Raw genomic sequence first — 10,339 nt, 5'->3', positions numbered from 1 at the left:
AGAGGTGCCCTTCAAGGCGTTACCCTATCATTTGACAACTCGGAATGAAAGTTCACTGTTGAACAATTGTCCGACAGTGCCTAAGCTTTTCACTTAGGAACGTGTCGCACCGCCCTTGGGATGTATCAGCTGTAACTCCAGATCAAAAAGTACTTAAACCTATTGCAAATGAAAATGATTTAATTGAAAAGAGCACTCATATCTTTAATAAACTAGATGTTGAATTTTCAGCACTTTTAAACCGAATGTATAAACACAATTGTCTTGATTTAACAAGCCGCAAAGGAAAAGCAGCTGGTGGCTTTTGTGAGTACTTACCAGCTTCACAATTATCTTATATTTTTATGAACTTAAATTATACACAAGATGATATTATCACTTTTATACATGAAATGGGTCATAGTATTCATAACGAACTCATAAAACCATTAGAATTACGACAGTATATAGAAATTCCAGCTGAAACAGCTGAACTAGCCAGTATGACAATGGAGTTATTCTCGCTTAATTATTGGAATACCTTCTATACAGACAAAAAAGATTTAAAACAAGCAAAAATTAACTTCTTTAAAGATGTTATTTCATATTTACCTATTATGCTTATTGTAGATCAATTTCAACACTGGCTGTATGAAAATCCAATTCATACTTCTGAAGAAAGAAATGAAAAATACTTACAACTTCAAAAACATTATCAATCTAGCGTCATACATATTGATGGCTACGAAAACTGGATAGCAACGAGTTGGTTACCTGTACTCCATATTTTTGAAGTACCATTTTATTATATTGAATACGCGATTGCCCAACTTGGGGCATTACAAATGTATAAACAATATAAAGAGGATCCTAAGCAAACACTAGAAAATTATAAAAAGGCATTATCACTAGGAAGCTCGCAATCTATAAAAGAAGTATATGATGCAGCCGGTATTCGTTTTGATTTCTCTGGTGAAACCATTAAAGAACTAATGCTATTTGTAGAAAAAGAATTAGAATTACTTGAGCAATTATAAGAAGAAAACTACACCTATATTTTAGGTGTAGTTTTCTTCTTCATTTTATTAATCAGTTCTATGTACTGAGTATCACCATATCCGATTGTTGGAAAAAGATAAAACAACTTTGTTAATAATTCTTGATTTGATAAACCTTTATTTTTAGAGATGAATTTCATTACGATATTATCTTCTTTTAGCATTTCTAAATATAAATCTATAGCTTGATACATTACAGGTGGTACTTTATGATAAGTCTTTTTATGGTTTACTAATACTTCATTGTATATAGTAGAATAATCCCCCAATTCAAGTTCAATTTGATTTACTTTAAATTCATCCTCCCTGAAACTATTTAAGTATACTTTCCCTTCATAGCACGACTGCTCAAGGTATGAAAGTAAAGTAAGTAGATTCATTTGGCAAAACATATCTTCACCGAACCATAAAACAATACATTTATACTTTTTCGCAAATAGATTTTCTAACGGATCTATAACTTTTTTTGCATAATTTTCGACTGAACTGTTATGACCTTCTGCTCTTATTTTAATAAACTCTTCATCAAAAACTTGTGCAGTAACGCTATTTACACACATGGCCTCGTTAAATGGGGCATAATCAGACTCACCCATTAGCTCCTCCGTTTTAAATTCTTCATACATCATTTGACCATTCAATATGTTAAGTACATCTTTATCAAATAGCTCACTATTCTTATTACGTAACTGTTCAACCTCTAATTTTCTAGAAATATTCATTTTGAACTCCCCTTCTTTATTTATATTGAGTTTAACAAATGATTGAATAGGCATGTTGTTCGTTGGTATTCTCTTGGATTCATTCCAAAAATATTTTTACATATTCAATTTAGCCGTTCCTATTTATAGTGCGATAGAATATTCATTTGCTGGAAATGGGAATATCATTGACTATGAACATTCTATTACAAAAGCACTATTTGAAGGCTACCAAGAGGAAAATGAACTACCAAAAGAGATGATAGACAAGTTTCCATTATTTATTAAATTAAAGGAGATTTTTGAATATAGCTTAATGCATATGTATTGGGATAAAGAAGAATTAACGGAGGAACAAGTACGGATAATAAATCTTTATAGGTTAAAACTTGAAAATAATTATTCTTTAATAAATATGTAAAGCGAATGTTGTTTAACTACGTAACTATAGTTGAACAACATCCGCTAAAAACTTGACCGATTGGTAATGTTTTACATATCATCTTTTATTAGTTGTGATTCTTTTACGTGCTGTTTCTTAATTAATATTGCTTTATACAAAAACACTATACCTAGTACAGCGAAAATGATACTTACAGGAATGCGGGCAATATGAGGAAGGTAGCGCGAAAGAAAAAATAGACGGACTCTTTCATCCACATCAAATATTTCAAAGACAATCGGCACTATACTTTGGTGCACCAAGAAAAAGATTCCCATAAACACAAGAAGAACAACAACGGTAAGTTTTTTCTTCGGTAATTCCATTTCTTTATTACGAATTTTCTTTTTGTAATTATCACTGTTAATTTTCATCCCACTTTTCATTTCAAATAGCAACTCAGGGCCATTTCTTTCAAGTTTTTTGTAAGCGATGCGCCCAAATAGCCATGCTAAAAACACTCCCGTACAAACCCCAGTCGGTACACCTAACCATTGTATGAATTGTATATGTAATGATGTCCCCAACCATATAACTAGTAACGAAGGTATCGTTGTTACTAGCACCATCAACAGCATGAGCCACGTGGTTATAAACATTTTACTCGCATTCATATCGTCAGCAGATATTATCGTTCCTCTTCCACGGCGATGTGGATCAGTAATTGGAATTAAATTAACTACAGAAAATAAGACAATAAGGCCGACTGTCCCACCAAGTAAAGCTGGGACTACCGCAAATACCCATGGATAAACGAAAGTAAGTCCGCTAGAAAAAGTGAAAATTATTGTAGTTAAAATTGCCACAGGACCAATAGCTATCAACCAAGCTAATTGGCGGCCACGCACGTCAATCCTTTCTGCACCAGGTGTCACCAACGTTAACCATAACGCGCTTCCATCGAAACCATATAAATTACAAGCAAACATACCTGTAAATACAACCATAATTCCCCCCGCCCAAGGCATTAAGTAAGGTATATTAGCAATCGTAACTAAAACCCCATAAAATACACCTATCCATATGCCCATTCGCAGGAAACGGCCTCGTTGTGGATCTCTTCTCCAACTTTTAAGTTCCTTAGTTATAACAGCTCCTATTTTAGTTTCAAAAAAGATTTTAAAAGCCTTTCTATAATGCTTATTAATAATCTTCACTTGAACTTTTTTTGAATCTATCTCTTTACGTCTAGTCAATAATATAGTCCATATAAATAAAAGAAACCCACAAAATATTGTTATTGTACCTAAGAAAATAAAAGCTAATAACCAATTAGATTGACTAGCGTACTCTACAGCAAGTATCGTCCAACTAGATGGAATCATGTAAAATAGCGTAGTATCACTAAATATGATTCTATTGATTACAGGAAGTGCATACCAGCCGACATTTAGAAATGCAATGATGAAACCAATGAACATCGCTCCCATTTCCATACCGACTCTTGATTTCATCGCCTCACCCATAATACTAACTATTACTTTGGATAACAATACTACAAAAACTAACTGCAAAATAATTGCTGGAACTGCTACTATAATCGCATATATGCTAATTCTAGCTGCATAAATTAATAATCCTATAAAAGCTAAAAAACTAACCAGTGGTCCTACTCCTATAAAAGTTACACCGAGAAGCATCCTAGCTAGTTTATAAGAATTGAGCGGAAGCAACACAAAATATTCAGGGCGTAATATTTCGTCTCCTCCAGTAAGCATCGGACCTATAATCCATCCTACTGTCCAAATGGCGAATGTTACATATAGAATGCTTTTTGATATATTTTGTTCTGTTGGATAAAAAGAAAAAAGTAGAATAGTTCCAATTGCTAGCAACAAACCAACTAATCCTGTCATAATAAATAGAACTGCCCTGCCACGATTCATTGAATGTTTAAGTATTGATAACTTCATTTGAATTAAAACATTAACCAAGACAATTCCCCTCCTTTAGCGGCGGGTTTACCTACTAATCGAATGAAAATATCCTCTAGTTTTTCTTCACCACAAACATCTTCCATCTTTCCAGATGAAAGTACTCCCCCTTTCGAAATAATTGCAACGTGGTCACAAAGTTGTTCAACTAATGCCATGACGTGACTAGAAAATACTACAGAACCACCTGAACTAACAAATTTCTGTAAAATCTTTTTAATAGTAGTTGCAGAAATAGGATCTACCGCCTCAAACGGTTCATCGAGAACGAGTAATTTTGGCGCATGAAGAAGTGCAAGTGCAAGGCCGAGTTTTTTACGCATACCAGTAGAATAATTAATAACTAAAGTCCCCTCAGTATTATTCAACTCTAATACTGCAAGTAATTCTTCTGCCCGCTGAGCAACTTCATTGGCATCTATTCCTCTTAACAACCCCATATATGTTAATAATTCGCGACCAGTAAGTCTTTCTGGTAAAGCCAATCCATCTGGTAATACTCCAATCAACGTTTTAGCTTGTTTTGGATTACTCCAAACATCAATCCCAAAAACTTTAGCGTTTCCGCCATCCGGCCTTAACAAACCAACAGCCATTGATAAAGATGTAGTTTTTCCTGCTCCGTTAGGTCCAACAACTCCGTAAAAAGAACCACTTGGAATAGTTAAATCAATACGATTTACTGCAATAAATTCACCGAATCGCTTATGTAATTTCAAAAGTTGTAGCGCAGGAGCAGATTTCTCAAATTCGGTATTCAATGAAATCGATTCATCAGTTTTCATAAAACAGACTCCTTTTTTACTACTATATTCTTTGTAAGCAAAATCCAATAATTTTACTCATTTAATTACAATACTGAAGCATTAATTTATTTAGCAATTCATTGTTATTAGCTGACACCTTTTACGTATTCCATAATAATTGCCTGTCTATCGTGTATCTTTGTCACTTCAAATACGTTTGGAACTGGCAGCCCGCATGAATAAGCATATTTTTGTTTTTTTGCTTCATTCATAGACTCTGTACCTGGAAGATATTCTTTAAATAACTTCACAATCTTATTATCATACAGATAAATTTCCGCTGTATTTCCTTTAGCCATTGGCTCACCTAAATTCAAGTTTCACCCTCCTTAAACCATATAGTATTCTACACCCCTATTTTAAATTCACTGCAATGTTAGGAAATCCTTCTACTCACATAAATCCTATTATTACAAAAATCTCTGAAATGCTAAAAGAAAAGTACGTATCGAAAACAGCCATATAATTTTTCAGCATAATTATAGGGCGACTTTAATGATGTTGATAATTTTTTGTTTCGTTTGACTTAAATAATTGTTATTTTTAGTAGAAATTAATATACCAATCGGGATTTTAGAATTAAAGTCCTTAATCTTAAAAGATAGTATTTCTTCATTCAAAATTGTACCTTTCGGGATAATTCCTATCACATTTTCAAAAAGCATTTCTGGAATGAGGTTTAAAGCACTACAATTATAAACTCTTTTAAAAAATAAATTATTTTTCGCTAGGAGAGAACTTACAGATTGATACGAATAACAATTACTTTCTCCTACAATAACTGGATAATCTATAATATCAAATGCTTCAACGGATTCTTTTTGTAACAAAGGATGCTCGGGATTATTCACTATAAATTCAATCTGTTCATCACATATTGGGGTGAATTGTACCTTTGATTTATTTTCATTATTTCCGCACACCGCAAAATCAATCTTATTATGTTCTATCATTTCTGATAAAAGTGCTGTATTTCCCACTACAAAATCACAATGTATATATGGTTTTTCAGCATTTAAAAACTTTAATATTATTGGTATTAACCTTTTAGCAACGGATTCTAATAGGCCTATTCTCAAACTCCCTTTTTCTTCATTACTAATACGTTGTGCTTGAGTTATAGAATATTCCCAATGTGTTACTAAGTTTTCTACTTCCTCTGCAAAAAGTTTTCCTTCTTCTGTTAATCTTGCATCCCATCCTCTTTCAAATAACAGAAAACCAATTTCATTTTCCAGCTTTTTTATATGTGTTGTTACTGTTGATTGTGCATAGTTTAATTGTTTAGCAGCTTGTGAAAACGTTCCTTCTTCAATAATTTTTTTAAATGTAAGTAACTCTTTCATTTCCATTTCATACACCACCTTCATCGATTTTATTGATAATTCGTTAATATATTTTCAATTATACAAATGGAAATATTGGAAGTAAAATAAAATCAAAAGGAAAGGAGTCCTCTATTATGCCATTTGTCACTGTTTATCATCCTGAAAAATTATCCGATAATAAGTTATTAAAAAATGTAAGCAATCAAATTCACCATTCGTTAATTGAACATTTCAATATTCCTGAAAATGATTATTTTCAAATGTTTTTACCTTATCCTTCTCATCAACTTTTTTATAATTCATCTTATCTTTTAGAAGGTTCATTAAAACGATCCAATAATATGATTTATATTTCTATTACATGTGGACCTGGGAGAACAATTAATCAAAAAAAAGATTTATATAAAGCTATAGCCACTAGTACAGCTAATACTTTACAAATCTCTACTGCTGATGTTTTCATTACACTACACGAGACACCTATGGAGAATTGGTCATTTGGTCAAGGAATAGCCCAAATGTTAAATCAACATAATAACTAGACTTTAATTTTCCTTAAAACAAAATAAACTTACCGCTTTCTATAACTATATAGAAAGCGGTAAGTTTATTTTGCTAGGAATATTGGAATGAAACTCTGGTGTATACACAATAGAAAATGAATATCCCTGCACAATAAATGACACTTCATTATGTTTACATTCAAATGGCACATTATTTTTCTTAAAGTTAATTTGGATTCGCTGTAAAAATGCGAGATCCGCTGTTCCGAAAGAAACATGAACTTTCGGTGGTAAAGCTTTCATCGCGATTGGAATCCAAGGTCGCTGCCACCAAGTTGCGACGACATAAGCAGTGCCACCAACTACAAAGTTAAAAATATCCCCGTCTTCCATCGTTTTCATATTTAGATTTGATTTCAGCCATTCCCTAAAAATAGGTACACTTTTAACAGGAAGACCAATTTCCCTTACATATAAAATGTTTAAAGGTGACTGCGGTACTAATACATCTTCTTTAACATAACTATGCGCGATAATTTCGAGTAGATTTCCATCTCCGTCTTTAAAGTATAAATTGAATCGACCATCCTCTTCATCAATTGTATGACCATCTTTCCATTTCGCAATGAGTAATCCAGACTCCTCAAGCCATCTTGCTGTTTCATGAAATTTTGAATATGGGATTTCAAAAGCAAAATGTGCAGGTGCAATTGGTTCATACACTTCTTGAAAACTAATTGTTGTATAAGGTGTTACTTCAAATTGAATGAAGGATGCTGTTTCTTTTTTTATTGGAAAAGATAATATGTCCTTATACACTTGTTTTACCCCTTCTATGGAAACCGTTTGTAGTTTTATATCTGATATATGTGTAATCACTTTACATTCTCCCTCATTTCTTATTATCTATTCGTATTGTATTACACTTATAAATAGATAAAATCAAACGGAAGGATGGATTTTTTATATAGAAACTACAACTTTAGTATGAATATGTTAGCTTCTTTCATTGCTAGTACAGTAATGTTTCAAAACAATTATGCTCCATATTTCATTTTTTTGATTAACACTTTACTTATTTTTATTTTTTTAAGTTTCCCCTGCATTATTTCCATATAAAAAAGCTGCCTTTCCTTAAACGAAAAGCAGCTTTTACAATAAAATACATTAAGATTTTACAGCAATAATCACAAATCTTTTTGAATTCGTACGAATCCCTTTTTCAGAACTATTTGTTTCAATGAACTTTTGTAAAATAGTAAAATCCTCTTCCTCTTCTCCAAATCTAGGAATAATAGGCGTATGTTTTAATAAGAAAATGAGATCTTCAGGCGTACTGTAATAATCAGTAACATCATATTCACGTACTTGCACGAGTTCAAATCCTGCATTTATAAGTTCACCCATATACTTTTCTTTTAAAGTTCCATCTCTTTCACCTAAGCATTGTCCTCTCCCAAATGTCTCTTTTAGGTTTAATTTATCATGTTCGCTAACTTGTTGCGTTAAGAAAAAAGCACCCTTTTTCATTACTTTTGATAATTCAGTCGCTGCAAATGGTGCATGACAACTTGAAGCGATATCAAAATGCGCATGTGGAAACGTTAAAGCTCCAGAACCCATTTGAAGAAACTCAACATTTTGTACACCTGATTTTTTCAAATTAGAATGTGCCGTTTCAATCATGCCGTTAGAATTATCAATTCCAATTAACAATTTAGCTGATGATGCTATGTTAAGTACATTTTCTCCTCCGCCTGTACCAACATCAAGTAGAATGTCTGATGATTTACATCTTTCTTTCACTTCTCCATAAAAGTCCCATATTTCTCCTACAGTTTCACATTTTATTTTACTAAAATCCCATCCATTTAATCTTCCTACTTTATCATAAAAGCTTTTGTACTCTAATTCATTCACCTTATAACTCCCCTTTGTAAAAACGAATTAAATATGTATAATAACCTACAACACTATTTAATTATATATTATAAAATACAAATTATTAAAACACCATTCCACTTCGTACGACGCTAAGTTTACATAACAATTTTATAGTTCACCTTTATCTATATGTTCTAAATGTCCTCTTCCCCAACTACACATACTATCCAAAACAGTACTGACTGTTTTTCCATGTTCAGTTAAGCTATATTCTACTTTAGGTGGTATTTCTTGATAAATTTCGCGTTTTATTAGTTGATCTTGCTCTAATTCACGTAATTGCTTTGCTAACGTTCCTTGAGATATATCTGGTATTAATTTCTTTAATTCACCAAAACGTTTCGTCCCATCTGTTAGCAAAATAAACAAAATGAGTGGCTTCCATTTCCCACCGATTATTTGTAATGTCGCTATTACCCCTTTTAACTTCGGTTCTTGTAAATCCATTTTTCTCACCTCTCCACTGATATCATAAAGTGAAACTTTAATCAGTGGGGGTTTTATTCATCCCCCACTGATTATTAGTTGAACCAATCGGGCGTTTACGGGCAGTTGATCTCTCACCTAACTTCCTCGCATTTTCCTAACTTTGAGGTGAGAGTTTTACTGCCCGTTAATGCGGGATAAACTATATTTAGCAATTTTTCTTATTACTTATCCGCGTAAATAGCGATTAGTACGAAATTTGCGACTATGTACATACAAAGTGCGTACTTTTCACTTGATCCCTTTTAGCGAATAATAAAAGCATAAGTTATATTCTAAAGTTTTTTATTAAAGGAGTGGCTAAAATATGTCTATTACTACATTAAAAGATAAGCGTATTGTTATCATTGGCGGGAGTTCTGGTATTGGATTAGCAACGGCAACACAAGCAATTAAACAAGGTGCACATGTTATTATTGCAGGGCGTTCGGAAGAAAAATTAAAGATTGCTAAAAAATTAATAAATAGCAATCATCTCCACACTTACGTATTGGATAATCAAAATAAAGAGCAATTACAAAATTTTTTCAAGACAGTTGGGAACTTTGATCATTTATTCACACCCGGAGCCTCTTACACACTTGGACCAATTACCTCTACAGAGGAAATTGCTGAAAGTAGCTTCATCGGAAAGTTTTGGCCTCAATATTATGCCGTAAAATATGCCATCCCTTTTCTTTCAAACTCTGGATCGATCGTGTTAATGTCCGGTGCCTTTAGTCAAAGACCAATTAAAGGTGCGCCTGCTTACGGAGCTTGTAATGGGGCTATTGAAAGCTTAGGGAAAGCTTTAGCTGTTGAATTAGCTCCTATAAGAGTTAATGTTGTTTCTCCTGGAACGATACAAAGAGAAAATGAACAAAACGAAAATAGACTAGCTGCTTATGAATCTTATAAATCTCTTTCTCTTGTAAAAAGGCCTGGCCATAATAATGAAATTGCACATACTGTTCTATATTTAATGCAAAATAGTTTTACTACGGGTAATGTATTATTTCCAGATGGAGGGTACACATATCATTAAATTATTTAAGACAAAAGCCCCTTATGAAGTGCACCCCAATTGTTAGACACAGTCTAACAATTGGAGGTGCATTTTTTATGGCTAAATTTTCTTCAAAAGAAAAAATCCAAGCGGTGAAACGATATTTAGATGGT

10 protein-coding genes and 2 pseudogenes are annotated in these 10,339 nt (G+C 32.8%); 4 read left to right on the top strand and 8 right to left on the bottom strand.

All coding sequences use genetic code 11. The features are described 5' to 3' along the window. Positions 1–110 precede the first annotated feature (110 nt). Positions 111–1,016 (top strand): annotated as a pseudogene (locus tag ACS2CR_RS31945) (M3 family oligoendopeptidase); the annotation flags it as partial. Positions 1,017–1,030: 14 nt separating this feature from the next. Here the strand turns inward: ACS2CR_RS31945 and ACS2CR_RS31940 are convergent. Continuing rightward, a complete protein-coding gene (locus ACS2CR_RS31940; protein ID WP_002101028.1) occupies positions 1,031–1,759 on the bottom strand; it encodes a hypothetical protein in 729 nt (242 codons plus the stop codon). Positions 1,760–1,811: 52 nt separating this feature from the next. Between ACS2CR_RS31940 and ACS2CR_RS31935 the strand changes: the two genes are divergently transcribed. Beyond that, positions 1,812–2,159 (top strand): hypothetical protein, encoded by a 348-nt coding sequence (locus ACS2CR_RS31935; RefSeq protein WP_000899730.1) that lies wholly within the window; start codon positions 1,812–1,814, stop codon positions 2,157–2,159. Between the two features lie 71 nt (positions 2,160–2,230). Here the strand turns inward: ACS2CR_RS31935 and ACS2CR_RS31930 are convergent, their stop codons facing one another. The 4 genes and pseudogenes from ACS2CR_RS31930 to ACS2CR_RS31915 all read right to left on the bottom strand — a co-directional run bounded on the left by ACS2CR_RS31930 (position 2,231) and on the right by ACS2CR_RS31915 (position 6,272). After that, entirely contained in the window at positions 2,231–4,114 is a 1,884-nt protein-coding gene (locus tag ACS2CR_RS31930) for a hypothetical protein (protein ID WP_016110046.1), read from the bottom strand. Then, complete coding sequence (locus ACS2CR_RS31925) at positions 4,099–4,899, bottom strand: ABC transporter ATP-binding protein (protein WP_016110045.1); 801 nt, start codon at positions 4,897–4,899, stop codon at positions 4,099–4,101. Before ACS2CR_RS31925 ends, ACS2CR_RS31930 begins: the two co-directional genes overlap by 16 nt. Positions 4,900–5,009: 110 nt before the next feature. Then, positions 5,010–5,237 (bottom strand): annotated as a pseudogene (locus ACS2CR_RS31920) (aminoglycoside phosphotransferase family protein); the annotation flags it as partial. A gap of 162 nt (positions 5,238–5,399) precedes the next feature. Continuing rightward, complete coding sequence (locus ACS2CR_RS31915) at positions 5,400–6,272, bottom strand: LysR family transcriptional regulator (protein WP_000425263.1); 873 nt, start codon at positions 6,270–6,272, stop codon at positions 5,400–5,402. A 110-nt stretch (positions 6,273–6,382) separates the two neighbouring features. On the opposite strand from ACS2CR_RS31915, the gene ACS2CR_RS31910 reads away from it, so the two are divergent. Then, a complete protein-coding gene (locus ACS2CR_RS31910; protein ID WP_001117408.1) occupies positions 6,383–6,790 on the top strand; it encodes a tautomerase family protein in 408 nt (135 codons plus the stop codon). A 45-nt stretch (positions 6,791–6,835) separates the two neighbouring features. Here the strand turns inward: ACS2CR_RS31910 and ACS2CR_RS31905 are convergent, their stop codons facing one another. The 3 genes from ACS2CR_RS31905 to ACS2CR_RS31895 form a co-directional block, all read right to left on the bottom strand. Continuing rightward, positions 6,836–7,630 (bottom strand): VOC family protein, encoded by a 795-nt coding sequence (locus tag ACS2CR_RS31905; RefSeq protein WP_000627926.1) that lies wholly within the window; start codon positions 7,628–7,630, stop codon positions 6,836–6,838. 288 nt (positions 7,631–7,918) lie between these two features. Next, entirely contained in the window at positions 7,919–8,671 is a 753-nt protein-coding gene (locus tag ACS2CR_RS31900; RefSeq protein WP_016110040.1) for a class I SAM-dependent methyltransferase, read from the bottom strand. A 132-nt stretch (positions 8,672–8,803) separates the two neighbouring features. After that, positions 8,804–9,142 carry a winged helix-turn-helix transcriptional regulator gene (locus ACS2CR_RS31895; protein ID WP_016110039.1) on the bottom strand — a complete coding sequence of 113 codons (339 nt, stop codon included), beginning with the start codon at positions 9,140–9,142 and terminating at the stop codon, positions 8,804–8,806. Positions 9,143–9,488: 346 nt separating this feature from the next. Between ACS2CR_RS31895 and ACS2CR_RS31890 the strand changes: the two genes are divergently transcribed. After that, a complete protein-coding gene (locus ACS2CR_RS31890; RefSeq protein WP_053512864.1) occupies positions 9,489–10,205 on the top strand; it encodes an SDR family oxidoreductase in 717 nt (238 codons plus the stop codon). The last annotated feature ends 134 nt before the right edge of the window (positions 10,206–10,339 follow it).

Origin of the sequence: Bacillus cereus group sp. BceL291, assembly GCF_051776705.1 — a bacterium.
Taxonomy (GTDB): domain Bacteria; phylum Bacillota; class Bacilli; order Bacillales; family Bacillaceae_G; genus Bacillus_A; species Bacillus_A cereus.
Note: the sequence above shows the minus strand (reverse complement) of the source record. Positions and strands in the feature narration are given on the sequence as shown.

Excerpts from the sequence above, each read along its gene's own strand:
- ACS2CR_RS31940 (WP_002101028.1), bottom strand. The coding sequence starts at position 1,759 with ATGAATATTTCTAGAAAATTAGAGGTTGAACAGTTACGTAATAAGAAT.
- ACS2CR_RS31935 (WP_000899730.1), top strand. The coding sequence starts at position 1,812 with ATGTTGTTCGTTGGTATTCTCTTGGATTCATTCCAAAAATATTTTTAC.
- ACS2CR_RS31925 (WP_016110045.1), bottom strand. The coding sequence starts at position 4,899 with ATGAAAACTGATGAATCGATTTCATTGAATACCGAATTTGAGAAATCT.
- ACS2CR_RS31915 (WP_000425263.1), bottom strand. The coding sequence starts at position 6,272 with ATGGAAATGAAAGAGTTACTTACATTTAAAAAAATTATTGAAGAAGGA.
- ACS2CR_RS31910 (WP_001117408.1), top strand. The coding sequence starts at position 6,383 with ATGCCATTTGTCACTGTTTATCATCCTGAAAAATTATCCGATAATAAG.
- ACS2CR_RS31895 (WP_016110039.1), bottom strand. The coding sequence starts at position 9,142 with ATGGATTTACAAGAACCGAAGTTAAAAGGGGTAATAGCGACATTACAA.
- ACS2CR_RS31890 (WP_053512864.1), top strand. The coding sequence starts at position 9,489 with ATGTCTATTACTACATTAAAAGATAAGCGTATTGTTATCATTGGCGGG.